Source organism: Novosphingobium sp. BL-S-33 (genome assembly GCF_056857025.1).
The window spans coordinates 1,404,624-1,422,842 of the sequence record NZ_CM166475.1; the positions used below are offsets into that span (position 1 = coordinate 1,404,624).

Genomic DNA, 18,219 nt, shown 5'->3' on the forward strand with positions numbered 1-18,219 from the left:
CCGTGACCTGCGCACCGGCGCAGGGAATCGGTGTGCACCCCATTTCGTCAGATTTCCCGCGAATGCCAACGCAGGATCGTGGCCTGGAACATGTTGCCCGGCCCAGCCCTCTCCACTTTGGCGGCGGGAGGCGGCTTACGCCAATGCTGCCGCCTCAATATGGCGACTGCCAAAAAATTGGCCCGCAAATCTTCCGCTTCTTGGACAGAAGGTACGCCGACCTTCCTTCAGACAGGTGGGCATAGCGTGCCAGCATGTTCACTCCGCGCCATGCAGCAAAAAATCTATGATTACATCATTGTCGGCGCCGGATCCTCCGGCTGCGTTCTGGCAAACAGGCTGTCTGCCGATCCCGACGTTTCGGTGCTGCTGGTCGAGGCGGGCCCTGACGACAAGAGTCCTCTGATCAAGATGCCGCGCGGCATCGGCAAACTGCTTGCCCCGGGAAACCCGCATGTCTGGGACTATCAGGTATCCCCGGGCGGGAACGCGTCACACGAAGTGTGGCTCAAGGGCCGAGCGGTTGGCGGTTCAAGTTCCGTCAACGGTATGGTCTATGTCCGGGGCGCTCCGGCCGACTACGACGCGTGGGAACGGGCGGGCTGTCATGGCTGGGGCTGGACGGAAATGGGCCGGCATTTCGTCGAACTCGAGGACCACGCGCTTGGTGCCAATGAATGGCGCGGCACCGGCGGTCCACTGAAGGTCAGTGTTCATCCCGCGGGCGATCCACTTTGCGAAGCGTTCCTGGAGGCCAGTGAGCAAGCCGGAATTCCTCGGGTCGCAGACATGAACGACATCCCTTCGGTCACCGACGGCGGTATGGGCTATCAGCCGACCACGACGCATAATGGCAAACGCTTTTCGGCTGCGCGCGCATTTCTGAAACCCGTGCGTGGGAGATCCAATCTCGACGTTACGCCCGGCACCGATGTCCTGCGCATCCTGTTCGAAGGCAAACGGGCCTGCGGCATTGTCGCGCGCAAGGCCGGTCAAACTTTCGAGGTGCAAGCACGGCGCGAAGTAATCGTATGTGCGGGTGCGATCCAGAGTCCGAAACTTCTGCAGCTCTCGGGCATCGGCTCACGCCGCCTGCTGGAGGGACTAGGTATTCCGGTCGTAGTCGATGCACCCGGGGTGGGCGCCAACCTGCAGGAGCACCGATATCTGGGTTTCACTTTCCGGGTTCGCGGCCAAAGTCTGAACCAGCGACTGTCGGGCGCTGGTCTGGTCGCATCGTTCCTTCGCTACCTGTTTGCCTCGAGCGGTCCCCTCACCCATTCGGCGCACGAAGTTGGCGGCTTCATCAAGACAGAAGCGCAGCTCGAGCGACCCGACGCACAAGTGGGCATGGGTCTCTATTCGTTTCATACCGATGAAAAGGGCGCGGTCGTTCTCGACCCATTCCCCGGCCTGACGGTGATCGCCTACTACATGAGGCCCGACAGTCTGGGCGAAGTGAGGATTACCTCGGCAGATCCCGATGCTGCGCCTGCCATCGATGCCAATCACCTTGCGAGCGCCAACGATCGTGAGCGGTTCCTGGCTCTGTTCAGGTGGCTGCGCAACCTTGCCCGGCAGCCGGCCTTGCGGGACTGGATTATCGAGGAAACCGGCGCCACGGCGGGCCTCGAAACCGACGAGGACATCCTCGCGAATGCCATCGGGCTTGGCGGCACATCGTTCCACATCTGCGGGACCTGCCGGATGGGAAGCGATACGGGTGCGGTGCTCGACCCGCAGCTGCGCGTTCGCGGCGTCACCGGTCTACGGGTCGTGGACACATCGATCATGCCGACCATCGTGTCGGGCAATACCAACGCGCCGGCCATGGCGATCGCTCTCAACGCCGCGGAAATGATTTTGCGGCCCCAGCAGGATGATGGACTTTGACTATTCCCTTCACCAGTTTCGATGGTCTTTACATCGACGGCGCCTGGGCCGAAGCCGCCGGCGATCGGGACGACATCCTCAATCCGGCAACCGAGGCGGTAATCGGCCGGGCACCCGTGGGCGATAGCATCGCGGCACACGCAGCCATCGCCGCGGCGCGAGATGCATTCGATAACGGTGTCTGGCCTCGCATGGCGATGGCCGAGCGCGCGGAATACCTTCGCAAGATGCATGCCGCACTGGATGGTCGTCGAGCCCAGATCGCGACGCTAATCGTGGCAGAGGTCGGCTGTTCGCAAGGCGTCACCCATACGATGCAGGTCGGCAACCCGCTCGACCATTTGCTTGCCGCGCTGAACCACTCTGCACGGGACGATAGTGTCCGGTTACCGATCGACGTGACCGCCGATCCATTTGATCCCCAGGGTCCAAAGAAAATCGGCGGCACGACGGTAGTCCGCGAACCGGTTGGCGTCGTTGCAGGGATTACCGGCTACAATTTCCCTTTCCTGCTCAACCTGGCGAAAATCGTACCTGCCTTGCTGGCAGGCAACACGCTGGTGCTCAAGCCGTCCCCATTTACGCCCTTTTCCGCTTTGCTGTTCGGTGAGATCGCGCAAGAAATCGGGTTGCCCAAGGGCGTGCTGAATATCGTTACCGGTGGACCGGAAGTGGGGTCGCTGTTGACTACCGACCCGCGCGTCGATCTTGTCAGTTTCACGGGATCAGAAAACGTGGGCGCTGCGATCATGGCGCAGGCGGCCCCGACCTTGAAGCGCGTTCATCTGGAACTGGGCGGCAAGTCGGCGCTGATCGTCAGGCACGATGCCGATATTGGCCGAACCGCGGCAATGGCCGCCGCTGTCTTGTCGGTCAATGCTGGACAAGGATGCGCTCTGCTCACGCGGCTTCTGGTGCACAACAGTGTGCGGGCCAAATTCGTCGAGGCCGTCTGCGCTGTCGCCCGCCAGTTCAGGATCGGCGACCCCAGCGATCCAACGGTGACGATGGGCCCGCTGATCCGCGAGAGCCAGCGTAGCAAGGTCGAACGCATGATCGCGCAGGCCCGCGATCAAGGCGCAAGGCTCGTTCACGGCGGCGGACGGCCGGCGGGGCTCGATAGGGGCTATTTTACGGAGATCACGATCTTTGACGATGTCGACAACCAGATGAACATCGCGCAGGAGGAAGTCTTCGGGCCCGTCGGCTGCGTGATCGGTTTCGACAATGATGACGAGGCCATCCGCATCGCCAACGATTCCAGATACGGTCTCAACGGCGGCATCGAGACGGCTGACGCTGCCAAAGGGTATGAGATGGCAATGCAGATTCGCGCAGGCAGCGTCATGCTGAATGGCGGGACCGGGCGGATGACCTATGCGCCGATCGGGGGTTACAAAAGGTCAGGTATCGGTCGCGAGTATGGTCCGGATTGGCTTCACGAATACCAGAACCAGAAATCCGTGTTCTACCCAATCGGTCGCTAGAGCGTTTTCTAATCAGGTGGAACCACCTGATGACTCGGAAAACGCGCCAAACCAGAAGTTTAGAGTGGTTGATCCGATGCAGTCGGATCAACCACTCTAGGCTGGAAAATTCGCTATCGGAACGCGCAGAGTATTAGGCTGGATGGCTGATACTCCTGAGCGTCCGGGAGGCCCAACAAGGCTTCCCGGACGCTCAGCTGTCAGGCCGATGCGCTATCCCATTGAAGATGAAGATCGGGCACGTGCAAGATGTTGCCGACGTAATAGGGGACTTTGAAGCCGTCCTTGATTCTGAATTCGGGCAGCGTCGTCACAAACTCCTCCACTGCTATCTGCAACTCCAGCCGGGCGAGATGCATGCCCAGGCATTTGTGGATGCCGCTCCCCAATGACATGTGCGCCGCCTTGCGGTCGAACCGGATTTCCTGCGGTTCATGGTAAAATACCGGATCGCGACCCACGACCGGCGAACTGAAGGCCACATAGTCTCCAGGCATGATCTTTTGGCCGTGAATTTCGATCTCCTTGGTCGCGATGCGAAACACGGTGACAGGTGCGAAGGCGCGCAGGAACTCCTCAACAGCCAAAACGATGAGCGAAGGATCGGCTCGGAGTTCGTTCTGCTTTTCCGGATGCGATGCCAGATAGTTGAAGATGTTGCCCAGCAGGGACGTGACCGTATCGAGGCCGCCGATGTAGAGATTGAAGCAGTGCCCCAAGACCTCGTCATCATTCCAGGGCCGCCCGTCTACTTCGAAGTCGAGCACCTTGGTGATGTAATCGTCGCGTGGCTGCTCGCGCCTCGCTGCGATTTCCTCGAGCAGGTAGGCCTTTACCTTTCGCACGGCATTTCCGCGCACTTCCCAGTCGTTGGAATGGAGCAGTTCCTTCTCCCATTTCAGGAACTCGGTCATTCGTCCCTGCGGCAGGCCCAAAAGGTCGAGGACGATGTAGATGGGAAACTTCTCCGAGAAGTCGGCAATGAAGTCGCATTGTCCCCGCTCTCGCAAGGCGCCGATGAGAGACCGCGCGCGTTCACGGACCTGTTCCTTCATTGCAAACATCTTCTGCGGCGCGAAATGGCCGTTCAGCGCCTTGCGGTACTGGGTATGGATCGGCGGATCGGCTTCCGTTGGGATCACGAGCCAGTCTTCACCAATATTCTGAGCCCATTTTCCCATGCCGTTTTTGGTGAAGTTGTCCGGATCGCGGAGCATTGCCTGAACATCTTCGGCGTTTTTCAGCAGCCAGCCGGGTTGATCCCCCGGAAAAATGTTAGTGACGTAAGAGACGGGCGGAAGCTCGGCGTGCATTGCCGGGATCAGAACTTCCTGCGGATTTTCATAGACGACCTTGCGCGCAAAGAGAGGCAACGTGAACGCCAATTCGGCCGGAACATGGGCGGGGAGCGAAGATTTGGCGAGTGAAGTCATGGTATTCTCCAGAGCTCAACGGAAAGTGGCAACCCTTGCCAAAGATGGGTGCGTCGCCCGCTGCACGGATGCGAATGCGGCTTGGTGGAATATCCGCAGCCAATGGAGGCCACGCAAATGGGCGACGCAATCACTCCGGATCTTGAGCAGGCGATCAGGGACAACTACCGGTTGTGGAACGAAGGCAAGCGCGAAGACCTCGATGCGCTTTTTCGCTCGCTCGGGCCCCACGGTTTCACGATCGAATATGTCGGATCCTCCGCAGTCGACGGCCCCACCGCGATGGCCGCCATGTGGAAGGAATACGGGGGCAAATGCACCACCGAACTTCTTGATGTGATAGTCAATGGAACGGAAGGCGCCGCCTATGTCGCCAATCACCTTCAGACCGATAGCGGCACGGTCAGATTGACCAGCCTCGAGACCTACAAAGTTGCCGGCGGCCGGTTGGCTATTAGATACTTCCATCGGACTGCCCGGTAGAAGCTTCCTGGTCCGAATGCGGGTTTTGGGCATCGATCAGTCCGCTGCCTGCATGAAGGCAAGCAGATCCGCATAATGCGGCTGATGGACGAGGCCGCCGCCAGAAATGGAGATGTTCTCACCGGTAATGTAGCGAGCCTCGTCGGACGCCAGGAACGCCACAAGCGCAGCGATGTCTTCAGGTGTTCCGAAATTGGGCGTCAATATATGCCGCTGGATGATCTCCTTGAGACCCGGCACCGTCTTTTCCAGCGCTTCGGTCAGCACGACACCGGGGGCCACGCTGTTGCAGCGAATGTTGTCGCGTCCGTGCTGCGTCGCGATGTACCGGGTCAGCCCAATGATACCGGCTTTGGATGAACCGTAGGCGATACGGGCCAGATCTCCTGCCGAGCCTGAATTCGAGGCGGTGTTGATGATCGAGCCGCCGCCACCAGCCACCATGTGCGGAATCGCGTATTTGCATCCGAGCAGGTAGCCAGTGAGATTGATGTCGAGGATCTCGCGCCATATCTCGATCGGGATATCGACTGCGGTCGTATCCTGCGGGCTTTTGACCGGATCCGTCATGGCCGCATTATTGTGAAGTATGTCCAACTTGCCAAAGTGCGCGACTGTCTTGTCGACCATGGCCTTGACCGACTTCGGCGCGGCCGCGTCGAACTGTACGGCGAGCGCCTTTTCTCCCAAAGATGCAGCAGTGCGCGCCGCGGCCTCTTCGGAAACATCTGCGACGACGACCAGCGCGCCTTCCTCAACGAACCGCCGCGCAACACCCGTACCGATGCCGCCGCCGCCGCCAGTCACAATTGCGACCTTGTTTTCTAGCCGTTTCATCTCTCACAATTCTCCCGGACGTGTACGAGGGGACCAAGTTGTCCCCTCGCTTACTCAATAGTTCGCCTCGACGCGGCCGATCAGTAGTTGAACGTCAATTCCACCCCATAGGTCGCCGGTTGCCCGACATAGGCTGCGACAATTCCAAGGGTCCGATAGAGATCCGGGAATCTTCGCAGCAGATACTTGTTGTTGGTGATGTTCCGTCCGTAGACGGCTATTTCGATGTCGGGGTTGTCGAACTGGTAGGCGATCCGGCCGTTGAAGACACCATATCCCGGCACGCGTCCGAGGCTGTTCTCAGTGTCGTAGGCGGCCTTGGTCGCAGCGGATGCCTGATCGGCCGCCCTCACCGCGTCGAAATGCTGAGCCCCAATATAGGAATAGGCGCCCGTAACAGCGAAGCTGCCCGCACCCAGCGGAACCTTCTGGGTCGCGCTGACGTTGAGCTGCTCCTTGGGCAGCTGCAGCAGCGGCAATCCGCTCAGGTCGACAACACAGCCGTTTGTCACGCCCGATCCGTTGGTACAGCCACTGCCCGGGACCACCTGAATTTCGTTAAATGTGCCCTTGACGTACTTGCCGTCCTGAAGCGACCCGTTGAGGCTGACGGTCATACCCTTCCAGGGAACCGCAGTTGCTTCGGCCTCGACACCCCAGATCCGCACCTTGCCGTTGTTCTGGATATACTGCGTAACGCCAATCCCGGGAACGAAGCTGTTGACGATCGCCTGGTTGTCGCTCTTCCAAGTATGGAAGACCGCCGTATTGAAGCGCAGATGCCGATCGAAGAGATCCACCTTCAGACCTCCTTCGACATCCTTCACTTTTTCCGGCGAGAATGCCGGTAGCCCGCCTGCCCGCAGGTTCCAGCCGCCGGCCTTCGCCGCGCCGCGTGTCGCGACATACAGGAAGAGATCGTCCGTTGCCTGCCAGTCGAGACCGAGGTTCCATGCAGGATAGTGGAACTTGGCATTCTGGTCCTGATTACAGGTCGTGGCCGTGACCGGTTCGGTGGGAGTGACCGTGCAATTGATGCCGGTGGGCGTGCCTGCGACCGGCACGTCATAGGGCAGGCCATATACCTGGGCATTGTGCAAAACACTGTCCCTGGTGTCCCACGTGTAGCGGAAGCCACCGACGGCGCGCAGGCTCGAGGTCAGCTCCAGGTAGGCTTGCGCAAACAAGCCGAACGTCTTGTTGGTAACGTCCGCATTGGAATCGCGAATGAGGCCGCCGAAGATCTGGGATCGACTGAACTCGTAGCCGCTTTCTTTCCCGGCGTAGGCACCGGCGATGAAGCTGAGCCCGTCCGTTACGTTACCCGAAACCTGGAGTTCCTGGGAAAGGTAATAGGACCCCGATCCAGCGAAGGTCCCGAGCAAGGGAACCGCGGTACTATCGGTATCGCTCAGGCCGTAGTTCATCGAATGACGATAGCCAGTAATGGACTTCAGATTGAGTTGGCCCAGTTCGACATTAACGGTGCCGGAAAAACCGTATACTTCCAGAGTGTTGAACGGCTGCACCCCATAGAGAGCCTGCGCCTGCGGCGTGAGTCTGCCAATACCTGCCGGCACCGAGGTACCGGTAGCGGTATTGTCCCACCAGTTGTCCTTGGTCAGCAGACCTGCGGTGAGACCCGGCTGAAAGGGAGCAGGGACAATTGCGGGATTGAAGGTCCAAAGAGCAATCTGCTGCCCGCTGTTTCGCTGGCGGTTCCAGTCGCCGGAAAGAGTGACGTCCCAGCCATTGCCAATGTACTTGAGTTTACCGCGCAGGAATTTGCTGTTATTGTCAGCAAAATCCCGACCTGTAAGTGGATTGTTCCCGTAGCCATCGCGATCGTTGATCGCGCCGCTGACGCGGATCGCCAGCCCTTCGGCCAAGGGGAGGTTGATCGTGGACTGAACACCGAGGTTGTTGTAGTTTCCAAACTCCGCCTTGAATCTGCCTTCGCGTTGGTCGGTTGGATCCTTGGTGATGATGTTGATAGCCCCGCCGGTCGTGTTCCGCCCGAAGAGCGTGCCCTGAGGTCCACGCAGCACCTCAAGGCGCTCGACATCCTGGATGTCGGTCATGCCGGTCGAAGGGCGCGGAATGTAGACACCGTCGACGTATGTCGCCACTGCCGGATCGTTGGCGAGGATCGGTTGAAGGTTTCCTTGTCCGCGAATGGCCACGAACACGATGCCATCGCCGCCCGCCGAACCGCGGCCGATCACCAGGCCGGGCGCCGTACGTTGAAGATCCACGACGTTTTCGACTTTGGCAGTCGTCAGTGCCTGGGAACTGAGCGCCGTTACGGCAATCGGCGTGGTCTGAAGACTCTCCTCGATCCGGCGAGCCGTAACGATGATGTCCTGGATCCCGGTAGTTTCGTTTGATTGTGTTTGCTGCGCGTGTGCGGGTTGCCCCCACGCAGCAATCAACGCGCCTGTCGCTATAGTCGCCAGTATGACAGCCTTGGTCATCCGTTCCTCCCACGTCGTTTTTGTTTTGCTCCGTGCCTGTTTCGGCACGTTGACGCGGGGAGGAACCTAAGCGCGGGGGATTTTCCTCCATAGCGGTTGCGGAGTTAATGACTGCGGCGCGACATGTTTTGGCCGTCGCTCGATATGTTCAGGCGTCTGTCAGTGAACCTGCCGCGGCTGGCAGCGAAAGTCCTTGGGCGTTTGGCCGGTCGCCACACGGAACGCGGCCGAAAAAGCCGAGGTGCTGCTGAAGCCGCAGCGCCAGCTGATCTCCTTGATCCGCGTGCCGTCGCCGCGCAGCAGTTCCTTGGCGAGAGCAATCCGGCTGCGCGCAACGAATTCCCCCAGACTTACGCCGGTACCGTCCTTGAACACGCGCGCCACGTGCCGCACGCTCATATTGCAACCACGAGCGATGTCAGCAACTCCGAGCGGCGCCGCCAGATTATCCATCACATAGTCGACGATATGGCGCACTTGCCGTGTACTACGTGGGCTGCCGGCGCCGAATTCCTGTGGACTCACATGCCGAACCAGTTCCACGGCAAGTCCCATGAGCATGGATTCGATCAAGGCCTGGCTTGCGAATCCGGGTACACGAAGCTCTGCCGCCAGCCCCTCGAAAAAGCGCCGCATCGCGATATTTTGAACATCGGCACAAGGTTCCAGCCCGTGGAAGGGGCGTTCGCCATCGAAAAGTTCTTCGAGGAAGGCCTCGCCGAGCGCGACGCAAACGAGATGACGTTCCTGCAGGGCCGGCTCACCCACGTACTGACGGTGAGGCGGCATGTAGAGCATGTCGCCACTCGCCACGAACCCGTCCGAACGCCCCATCGAAAGCATGCTGCGACGTGGCTGGGTATTGAGGGAATAGTCGAGGTAATGCTTTTCAGGGCTGAACACGCCGCTGCAGGGCCGCACCCAATTGAAGTGCCGGATATCGACGCAGGCATCGTTCACCGATGCCAACGCTTCGATGTAGAAATCATCGACGCCGAACCTGTCCTGGCCGGTCCAATCGCTCTCCGGACGAAACATCGTTACCTCTGCCTCTTCTCTTTTTTTATGAGGGCATCAGATACCTGTGCCGCCTCCAATTCCTCTATCTTCGGGTAGGTCGTCAAGATGCCCGAAAGTGCTGTCGGCAATTTATCCCGTTGGCCCATGCGCGACACGATCTGGCCGAGTGACGGCATTGGCCGTGGATGGCGGAACGTTTCCCGGGGACTAGGCTGTTCTCGTCACAACGGGGAGACCTATGCATAACCTTTCGGTCAAAACCGGGTCCGTGCGATGAGAGCTCCGGACCCAGTCAAATCCGCCGATCGCTACCCTTGGTATGTGCTTGGCATCTTGACACTATCGCAGACTTGCCATGGGATCGACCGCGCGATCATCGGTCTGGTGCTCGCACCGGTAGGCAAGGAATTCTCACTCACCGATGGTCAGCTTGGCATTCTGGCCGGGTTTGCATACGGGATATTCTTCGCATTGGCCGCGCTGCCTTTCGGCATCGCGGTGGACAGCCTGAACCGGCGCAACCTGATGGCGATCGCACTGGCGCTTTGGAGCGGCGCAACAGCGCTATGCGGTCTGGCATCCGGTTTCTGGACGCTGCTTCTCGGCAGGGCCGCGGTCGGCACCGCAGAAGCTGCCGGCTCTCCCACCGGAATGTCACTCCTTAGCGACTATTTCGGCGAGGAACGGCGGGCAACGGCTATCGGCATATGGTACCTGAGTTCGGGCATCGGTCTTGCCCTCGCCTTCCTGATTGGAGGGGCCATCGTTCAGGTCGGTGGGTGGCGATGGGCTTTTGCCGCAGCTGGACTGCCCGGCCTTGTTTTGGCGCCGATCCTGTTCCTGACCGTTCGTGAGCCGCAGCGAGGCGCCTACGACGATCCGGTGCCTGCACGGCCAGCCGAGGGCCAGCCCGGTCTTGCCGAACGCATCCTTCAACTCGCCGCGCGGCCGGGACTGTTCTTGTGCATAGCCGCCATCATTCTGATTGCGGCCGGCATCTACGGGATGAGCACCTGGCTTACGACGTTCCTCATTCGCGTTCATGGTATGCCGATCTCGCGCGCGGGCATCACCATCGCCATTGCCTACGGCGGCCTCGGCTCGGTGGGCGGTTTCCTTGCCGGGTGGGCAATCGATCAGATAAATCGCCAGCGCGGCGGCTTCGATCCGGCAAGAACCGCCCTCTTTGGCGCGGTGATCCCCATTCTTACTGCCCTGACCGGGATCGGCACGGTGGTCGTTTCACAAACTGGTCCCATGCAAGCGCTCCTCATGGCCTGCGGTTTCCTGAGCGCCTCCTACAACGGCCCGATCTATGCGGTGATCGTCACGATAGCCGGCCCGCGCCTGCGCGGTCTTGCCGTATCGCTTGTGCAACTTGGCGCAAATCTGATCGGTGTTGGCGCCGGGACCTATCTGATCGGGGCTGTCAGCGACTTCGTGGGCGGGACCGTGGGAGTCGCATGGGGCATAGGGACGGCAATGCTGTTCACTTTTGCCGGTGGACTGGTGCTGTTGCTGGCATCGCGGTCCATTCGCCGCGCGCAAAAGAAACAAATCGCCTAAAGAATTATGGCCCGGCTCGTGCGAGCCGGGCCATTCCCGAAAACTTGAAATCTCTGTTCCCTATTGGGCCGCTTCGACGCGATCGCGGCGCCGGGCCTTGGCGGCCTCGATCCCCCTAAAGAGCGCCGTGGTATTGCCTGCGCCAGCATAGAACAGCGTGAAAAGGGGAATGAAATCGAGCTCTTCGTCGGTGAACTCCCCGTTGATCAAGGCGCCGTTCATCTGAATTTCGACGAGATCAGTGCGGCCGAGCATGGCTGTTGCACCGAGCACGAGCAGACGCTTCTCGCGCATCGACAGGACATCGCTTGCCCAAAGGTTGGCGAACTGATTACCGACGATCTCCTGGTTGAACGATGAGTTCCGGAATGGCAGCACCATGTCCGAGGAACCCGGCCCATAAACCTGATCAAAGGTTTCGAGACCCTTTTGCCACTGTGTTTCGTCGATACTCATGCCTTTTCTCCCAATACTGCTTCAAGGCCGACAACCGCAAGGTCGGTGCGGCGGGTCAGTTCGATAAGCGGAAGCGAAATCCCGTAGCTCTGCGCAAGGTCGATCGCGGCGTCGAGATCCTTCACCATCAGTGAGCGGGTATATTCGCGCACCGCCGCTTCGCTCTTGCTCGACGACGGGTCGTCGCGAATGGCCAGCATCAGCGCCCCCCCTACACTGTCGGAACTGGCCTCGATCACCTCGTTGAGCTGACGGATGTCGACGCCGGCGTTGCGGCACAATATCGACGCTTCGTATCCTGCGCGAAGTCCCCCAAAGACAATGACGTTTCGTGCAATCTTTGCAGCCATGCCGGAACCTGGACCGCCCATATGGGCAACGTGCTTGGCAAAGCCGTCAAGCACCGGCCGAACCCGGTCAATCACTTGATCGCTGCCGCCCACCAGACAGACGAGCCCGTGTTCGCGCGATTTCGGGCCGCCGGTCACGCCGCAATCCACCAACTCCACTCCGGCTTGCTCCGTGAGCCTGCGGATGGCGTTCAAGTCCTCGATCGAGACGGTCGCCACGAGAACGACGGTCATGCCCGGACGCGCCCGCGCAAGCACTCCATCGGGGCCGGTGAGCACGCTGATCGTCTGCTTTGCATCGACGACAGCGATGACGATCACGTCGGCCTGCTCGGCAACAGCGGCAGGGGAGCTCTCTACCGCGGGCACGCCGTCCAGCGTGTCGGATGCATCCGGCCGGATGTCGTAGACTGCCGCGAGTTGCTTAGATCGTGCCAGGCATATGGCAACGCCGGCACCGATCTGACCCAACCCGATGACTCCTGCTTTTCCCATTTTCTACCTCTCATGCGCGGCGCCTCGGCCACTTGATCGACATGTTTCAAATCGTGGCATAGCTGGGCCGTCGACGTCATCCTGACAGCTGCCCGTTGGCCGAAACGCGACAAATTTACAGCTTCTCACGATGCATTTGCTTCGGCGGGGAGGTTTGTTGCGGCGCGCAAATATAGAAAGACCGCCAAAACCAGCACAAATGCTGTTGCCGCCATGCTGAGCTGCAACCCGCCGGCCGCAGCCTGAAGGCAGGCTCGAGTCATCGAACCTCCCGCGGCGTCCACGCAATCGCTCGCGTAACCGGCCCCATAGCGCCAGGCGGCAAGGTGATCGCTGAGATAGCCCAGGAGCACCGACCCCAGTCCAAGCCCCGCCACGGTCTGGCCGAAGGAATGAAGTGCCGCTGCCGAAGCGCGCATCCTGGGTTCGACGAGGGATTGGGTTATTGTCATGATTGCGGGCGTGAAGGCATAAAGCAGGGCCGTCGCACCAAACAGGAAGCCCACGAGCCAGCGCCAGTCGTCCTGGTAGATAGCGAGCAGATAGAGTGGAAAGGCTAGAGCAACGGCCGCCGCCGGTGCCCAGCCTCCCCAACGCAGGTCGCGGCGAAGAAGGCTCGCGATGACATATCCGCCGCTTGCCTGTCCCACCATCGTGGCAAGGCTGAACGACAATGCAAAGACGAGCCCGGCTTGCGACAAGGACAATTCATATCGCCGGACAAGCAGCGGAATCAGGAAGAGGTTGGTACCGAAGCCGACCATTCCTACAAATCCGCTCCCGGCGGTAAGGAAGAGGAAAGCGGGCGAACGGCCCAGCCTGCGCAGTACAGCGCCGAATTTTGGCGTATCGGCGCTCTTGCCGGCATCAATCCGAGCGGGCTCAGGGATCGTCGTTATCAGCATGCCCGCCAGAAGAATCCCGGGCAATCCAACGCAGACCAGGGCAAGGCGCCAGCCAAATGTCTGGGCGACCGCCCCTCCCGCAATTGCGGCAACCGCGCCGCCGATAGGGACCCCCAGCGCAATGAGCGAGAACACGACCGCCCTGCGGCTGGCCTCAAACCTGTCGGAAATCATGGAAACGAGGGCCGGCGTGAATCCTGCCTCTCCTACCCCTACTCCCATGCGGCAGATCAGGAGCTGAACGTAGCTCCCCGCCATGCCGGAAAGAGCCGTCATCAGCGACCAGATGACAGTGACGGCCGCGATGATCTTCACTCTGCTATACCGCTCGGCAAGACGGGCAAGTGGAATTCCAAGGACTGCGTAGAAGAGCGAGAAGGCCAATCCTCCAAGCATTCCAAGCTGGAGATCGGTGAGCTTGAGATCGCGGCGGATCGCTTCGCCAACCACCGCGATGATGGTGCGATCGATGAAATTGAGCATGTAGATTCCGCCCAGAAGCAGCAGAAACCAACGGTCACGCATCGTGAAACTGGGCATAGGTTTGGCAGCTCTCCCTAGGCGGACTTTTTGCCTCGCATGAGACAGGTAGAACACTTTTTCTCTCAAGTGTATCATTTTTCACTTGATCGACGGCAAGACCTGCGCCACCACGCCGCCAACCTTGATTGGGGGGATCTTATTGCATGAAGAAGATAATCATCGCACTCATGGCACTTGGCCTGTCCGTTCCTGCGCTTGCCGACGGAGCAGCGGTAAAGCGGAACGACGCGGTCTATTCCGCGAACGGCACACGGATCGGCAAAGTTGAGCGGGTCCTGACGGATAGCGACGGTACCGCGACCGCTGTGCGCATCATCTTCCGCGGCAAGTTCATCACGATCCCTGTCGCCACGCTGACCGCCGGTGAAAAGGGCGTCACAACGAGCATGTCGACCGACGACATCAAGAAGCTCTAGGCGGATTTACCGGTCGGTCTCGCCGCGAGCCATGACTTTTTGAGGCGAACGGGCCGAGGCTCTTGCCAGCAGGTTCACGCAAGATCGGCGATGGCGCGAATGGGCCGGCTGATGCCGTCCCATTCGAGATGGGCTGCATGCATCCTCTGAAGCGATGCTTCCATGGCTCCCGACAGTTCCATCAATTCGATGAACCCCCCGTTGGCGGCCAGGGTATCGAACAATGCAAAGCGCTCACCCGAAGGCATCGTGCCGCTGAAAGCGATTTCATGACCTTCAGCCGAGAGCCGCTGAACGCCCTCCTCGTAGGGAATCCGCAGCATGACGTGATGGTAGCCCTCTCCGCTGCGATCCAGCATCTCGGTGAAGACGGATGGTCTCTCGTTCGTCTGCTGAAGAAGTTCGATCAGCAGGCCGCCGGAAAATCCGAAGGCGACCTTCAGTGCAACTTGCGTTGGCTCGCCTCGATAGATCTGGCCCGGTAACACCGGCACGTCGAAGACAAAAAAAGGTCCTGCCTTGATGACCCTCGTCCAGTGGTCGAGCGCACGGTCCATGTCGCGTACGACCTGGCATAGTTCGAGAATCGAGCCATTGGGTTGCATCAGCCCTTACTCCACTTCGCTGCGGCGGTCCGCAGCCCGTGACTGCGGGCCCGGTCAACCAATTGCCTGCGCCGCAGCGCGATATCCGAGGGCGGCAGCCGTCCTTCACCATCCCCAAGCGTCGAGAGATCGACGACGCGCACGTCGCGGATGAATGCCGCAGGATCGCTTCCCTCCGGCACGCCTTGCCACCGCAGCAATACCCAGCCTTCCCCAAGCCCTGCGGTGTCGATCCAGTTGGCGATACCGGCATCCACGCCGGCGAGGACATAAGTGATCGTGCCGTCGGCGGAGGGCGCAACCTGTGAGCCAGCAAGACTTACCGTGCGCAGCATTGGATCGGGCGATATTGTCCAGGGGTCGGCAACCTGGATACCCGTGTAACGGCTTCCTGCTGGATCAATGGTGATGAGCAGCCCCTCGCCGTCCCCGAGCGCGAAACGACCTCCTGCAAGATAACCCCAGCCACCATCCCGCCCCTGAGGTCCGACTAGCCGATTGGGCTGCGGATACCCGAGAAAGTCGTCCTTGAAGCGCGACCAGAACGTCACCCAGGCTGGCATGTCGGCAATGATGATGCGGGCGATATCCTCCTCGCTGCGTGGTATCGATGCATGCAATTGGTCGAGGCGACTGACCCTGACTTCAGCGGGTACCTGTTCCCAGCCGCATTGGCTGTCGCGCGTGTAGACCTGGATGCGCGCACCGCGCTCGGTTTTCAGATGGGCCGGCCCGCCGTCCCCAGGCCCCACCGTGACCGTCACGCGCCGACTTGAATCGCAGAGCGGCAACAGGTCTTGCAGAGTGAGCGCACCGAGATTTCGACCGAGGCCGGCATGGTGTTCGGGCTCGACCTCTGCAACGATGCTGAATTGGGGCGGATCAGACGAGAAGCGGATTTGAACCGCGTACCCGCCATCGCCGTCGATCGGAATCTCGCGATTGATATTATCCGGATTATCGATCGCGACGGCGGCGCCGGGAAAGATGTGACCGAACCAATTCCGAGGCGCATTGCTGATATTCCACACGACCTTGGGATCGGCGGGATCGCCGTTAGCTTCCCGCATAGCAAGGCCGAGGACCCATTGATCCAGCGCACGATCGAGGCCAATTCGTCCATCGAGCGTCTTTGATAGCGGATCGCCAAGCAGAATCTGCCGTGCGCTTTCGCGTGCAGCGCGAACGTCAGGCCGTTCGATGAGGCGCAGGGCCAGCCGCTCGGCTGAAGCCTGATCTTCCGTCCATAGCGGATTGACCGTCATGATATCGTTCCCACTCTACCGCCTTCAGCGAAGATCGTGCTTCCCGTAGTGTAACTGGAGGCATCGCTAGCAAGCAGGATGGCCGCCCCGACAGCTTCGTCCGCGGCACCGAAGCGCTTGATGGCGTTCCGCTCTGCCAGCCCCAGACCCTTGTGGATGGCCGCTTCCTGGCCATCGGGGCTCATGGAACCGACGCACAGACAGTTCACGCGCGTGTGCGGGGCCTGCGACTTGGCGAGTTCCCGCACCAGAAAGTGGAGCGCTGCTTTCGATACTCCATAGGCGACAGCCGGCGGGATGGGCGTGAAACCGCCGCAGCTTTGCACCGAGATGATACTACCCTTCCCATGTGCCTTCATGTCGGCTTCGGTCAGTTCGGCCAGCCACCAGGTCGCCATGACGTTGACGTCGAATGCGGTGCGCCACACTTCGTCGTTGTTCGCCCAAAGCCCGCCATCGGTGGCATATACGACCCCGGCTGCAGCATTGTTGAAGATGATGTGGATCGGACCGAAGGCTTCGCGTGCGCAGGCCACGAGCCGCTCAAGATCACTCCTTTTCCCGGCGTCCGCTACAATGGCGGCAGCGCGGCCGCCGCCGGCCGCATTGATCTCTCCTGCCAGCCGTTCGAGACGATCCCCCGAACGGGCGGAGATCACTACATTCGCCCCCAGTTCGGCGTAAGCCCGTGCAACATGTTCCCCCACTCCCGGACCAACGCCCGTCAGGATTGCAGTGCGCCCGTCAAGGCGGAAACGGTCGAGAATGCCCATGGTCTCGTTCCCCAGGTCAGGCCTATGAATGGTCGAAAAGATGGCCGTAGCGCGCGTAGTATCCGGCAAGGCGCGCGTGTACCTCGGCCGGATCAATCCCGAACTGCTCCGGACTGTGCCGATGCCTCCCCAAGCGGTTCGCAGCGGGATTCTCGGCAAGAAAGCGGGCGATGCGATCGCGGTGCTGCACCGAAAATGGCAGATCGAACCGGCTGTAGATGTGTTCGATTGCAGCCATTGGATCGCTGACGACATCGCGGTGAGCAAGGTCAAGGATGCGCCCTTCCAACGCCGGATCGCCCGACCGCGCCTCTGTCGCGCGCGCCATCGCCGCACACCAGGTGTCGACGACCGATCGCCCGATCGCCGCCAGGTCGTTTGCGCCGCCCACAGCAGCAAGGAAACCTGCAATCATGCTCGAGAGCGAGGAGAAGGTGAGAACCGGATCGCGGTGGGTCCAGACCAGCATTGCACCGGGATAGGCCTGCAGCAGGCCAGGCAGGTCCATCAGATGCTGCGGCGACTTCAGCGTCCACCGTCCCTTCGGGCCTTTCCACTGGAATTGCTGCAGCATTCTCCGGTGCGTGCGATATTGTCCCTCGGGCACGGTTTCCTGCAGCCAGCGCGCAAAATCGGGAACACCGAGCTCGGCCGGAAAATTGGTGCTGGCGAAATGCAGCATCATCCCATGATTGCATTCGCCGGGCTGGGTACAATCCATGCGTTGGATGTCGGCTAGCTGCGGGGCATGCTTAAGCCAATTCTCGTAGATCGCCTGGACCTGGCCGATGCGCGGATCACTCTCGAAATTTGCTTCTTCAGGAGCGGGCCAGGGAATATACCATTCCCACTCGCGCGGCGCCCTCGCGGACGGATCGAGACAGAGCAGATCGTAGGTGATCGTTGTCCCTGTGCGCGGCAGACCGCAGACTATGAGAGGGTCGCCGAGATCCTGCTGCGTAATCTCCGGGTGGCGTTTCTCATCCTCGATGTAGCGCAGCCGGGTCGCCAGCAGGCCGACAATCTTCTCACTTGCTGTCTGGCGCAGTTGCGGCGGCGGATCCATCGTCTCCACCGCCTCGACCAGACGGTGAAAGCCGGCCATGAACGAAAGGTCGCTTCCGAAATCCGTAAGGCCCGTGAGATCGCGCGCGCGCGCGATCAGGGTTTGCGGTTCCAAAACCGCCGGTTCACAAGCGCCCGCGTTCATGCAGGCCG

The 18,219-nt window shown here is 60.4% G+C and carries 16 protein-coding genes; 5 read left to right on the plus strand and 11 right to left on the minus strand.

What is annotated here, in order from left to right; translation table 11 throughout:
• The first annotated feature begins 159 nt into the window (after window positions 1-159).
• Both AC1VVM_RS22840 and AC1VVM_RS22845 read left to right on the plus strand, forming a co-directional pair.
• Complete coding sequence (locus AC1VVM_RS22840; protein WP_482956617.1) at window positions 160-1,893, plus strand: GMC family oxidoreductase; 1,734 nt, start codon at window positions 160-162, stop codon at window positions 1,891-1,893.
• Complete coding sequence (locus tag AC1VVM_RS22845; RefSeq protein ID WP_482956618.1) at window positions 1,890-3,380, plus strand: aldehyde dehydrogenase family protein; 1,491 nt, start codon at window positions 1,890-1,892, stop codon at window positions 3,378-3,380. The genes AC1VVM_RS22840 and AC1VVM_RS22845 overlap by 4 nt, the downstream gene beginning before the upstream one ends.
• Window positions 3,381-3,580: 200 nt before the next feature.
• Here the strand turns inward: AC1VVM_RS22845 and AC1VVM_RS22850 are convergent, their stop codons facing one another.
• Window positions 3,581-4,813, minus strand: coding sequence for a cytochrome P450 (locus AC1VVM_RS22850; protein ID WP_482956619.1), 1,233 nt, complete (start codon window positions 4,811-4,813; stop codon window positions 3,581-3,583).
• A gap of 117 nt (window positions 4,814-4,930) precedes the next feature.
• On the opposite strand from AC1VVM_RS22850, the gene AC1VVM_RS22855 reads away from it, so the two are divergent.
• The gene (locus AC1VVM_RS22855; RefSeq protein WP_482956620.1) at window positions 4,931-5,296 is read left to right on the plus strand and encodes a hypothetical protein; all 366 of its coding nucleotides are present in this window, start codon (window positions 4,931-4,933) and stop codon (window positions 5,294-5,296) included.
• 36 nt (window positions 5,297-5,332) lie between these two features.
• On the opposite strand, the gene AC1VVM_RS22860 is transcribed toward AC1VVM_RS22855, so the two are convergent.
• The 3 genes from AC1VVM_RS22860 to AC1VVM_RS22870 all read right to left on the minus strand — a co-directional run bounded on the left by AC1VVM_RS22860 (window position 5,333) and on the right by AC1VVM_RS22870 (window position 9,645).
• Window positions 5,333-6,133: an SDR family NAD(P)-dependent oxidoreductase gene (locus AC1VVM_RS22860; RefSeq protein ID WP_482956621.1), complete on the minus strand. Its 801-nt coding sequence runs from the start codon at window positions 6,131-6,133 to the stop codon at window positions 5,333-5,335.
• An 80-nt stretch (window positions 6,134-6,213) separates the two neighbouring features.
• Window positions 6,214-8,607 (minus strand): TonB-dependent receptor, encoded by a 2,394-nt coding sequence (locus AC1VVM_RS22865; RefSeq protein WP_482956622.1) that lies wholly within the window; start codon window positions 8,605-8,607, stop codon window positions 6,214-6,216.
• A 159-nt stretch (window positions 8,608-8,766) separates the two neighbouring features.
• Window positions 8,767-9,645, minus strand: coding sequence for a helix-turn-helix domain-containing protein (locus AC1VVM_RS22870; protein ID WP_482956623.1), 879 nt, complete (start codon window positions 9,643-9,645; stop codon window positions 8,767-8,769).
• Between the two features lie 315 nt (window positions 9,646-9,960).
• On the opposite strand from AC1VVM_RS22870, the gene AC1VVM_RS22875 reads away from it, so the two are divergent.
• Window positions 9,961-11,193, plus strand: a complete 1,233-nt coding sequence (locus AC1VVM_RS22875; RefSeq protein ID WP_482956624.1) for a spinster family MFS transporter — start codon at window positions 9,961-9,963, stop codon at window positions 11,191-11,193.
• Window positions 11,194-11,253: 60 nt separating this feature from the next.
• Here AC1VVM_RS22875 and AC1VVM_RS22880 read toward each other — a convergent pair whose 3' ends face one another.
• The 3 genes from AC1VVM_RS22880 to AC1VVM_RS22890 form a co-directional block, all read right to left on the minus strand.
• Window positions 11,254-11,649, minus strand: coding sequence for a carboxymuconolactone decarboxylase family protein (locus AC1VVM_RS22880; protein ID WP_133085088.1), 396 nt, complete (start codon window positions 11,647-11,649; stop codon window positions 11,254-11,256).
• The gene (locus tag AC1VVM_RS22885) at window positions 11,646-12,494 is read right to left on the minus strand and encodes an NAD(P)-dependent oxidoreductase (RefSeq protein ID WP_482956625.1); all 849 of its coding nucleotides are present in this window, start codon (window positions 12,492-12,494) and stop codon (window positions 11,646-11,648) included. Before AC1VVM_RS22885 ends, AC1VVM_RS22880 begins: the two co-directional genes overlap by 4 nt.
• Window positions 12,495-12,619: 125 nt before the next feature.
• The gene (locus AC1VVM_RS22890) at window positions 12,620-13,939 is read right to left on the minus strand and encodes an MFS transporter (protein WP_482956626.1); all 1,320 of its coding nucleotides are present in this window, start codon (window positions 13,937-13,939) and stop codon (window positions 12,620-12,622) included.
• Window positions 13,940-14,085: 146 nt separating this feature from the next.
• On the opposite strand from AC1VVM_RS22890, the gene AC1VVM_RS22895 reads away from it, so the two are divergent.
• On the plus strand, window positions 14,086-14,358 hold the full coding sequence (locus AC1VVM_RS22895) for a PRC-barrel domain-containing protein (RefSeq protein WP_133085085.1): 273 nt from the start codon (window positions 14,086-14,088) through the stop codon (window positions 14,356-14,358).
• A gap of 74 nt (window positions 14,359-14,432) precedes the next feature.
• Here the strand turns inward: AC1VVM_RS22895 and AC1VVM_RS22900 are convergent, their stop codons facing one another.
• The 4 genes from AC1VVM_RS22900 to AC1VVM_RS22915 are packed head-to-tail and all read right to left on the minus strand — an operon-like array spanning window position 14,433 to window position 18,211.
• Window positions 14,433-14,963, minus strand: coding sequence for a VOC family protein (locus AC1VVM_RS22900; RefSeq protein WP_255490519.1), 531 nt, complete (start codon window positions 14,961-14,963; stop codon window positions 14,433-14,435).
• A complete protein-coding gene (locus AC1VVM_RS22905; RefSeq protein WP_482956627.1) occupies window positions 14,963-16,228 on the minus strand; it encodes a hypothetical protein in 1,266 nt (421 codons plus the stop codon). The genes AC1VVM_RS22900 and AC1VVM_RS22905 overlap by 1 nt, the downstream gene beginning before the upstream one ends.
• Complete coding sequence (locus AC1VVM_RS22910; RefSeq protein WP_482956628.1) at window positions 16,225-17,001, minus strand: SDR family NAD(P)-dependent oxidoreductase; 777 nt, start codon at window positions 16,999-17,001, stop codon at window positions 16,225-16,227. Before AC1VVM_RS22910 ends, AC1VVM_RS22905 begins: the two co-directional genes overlap by 4 nt.
• A 22-nt stretch (window positions 17,002-17,023) precedes the next feature.
• Window positions 17,024-18,211 (minus strand): sulfotransferase family protein, encoded by a 1,188-nt coding sequence (locus tag AC1VVM_RS22915; RefSeq protein ID WP_482956629.1) that lies wholly within the window; start codon window positions 18,209-18,211, stop codon window positions 17,024-17,026.
• Window positions 18,212-18,219 lie beyond the last annotated feature (8 nt).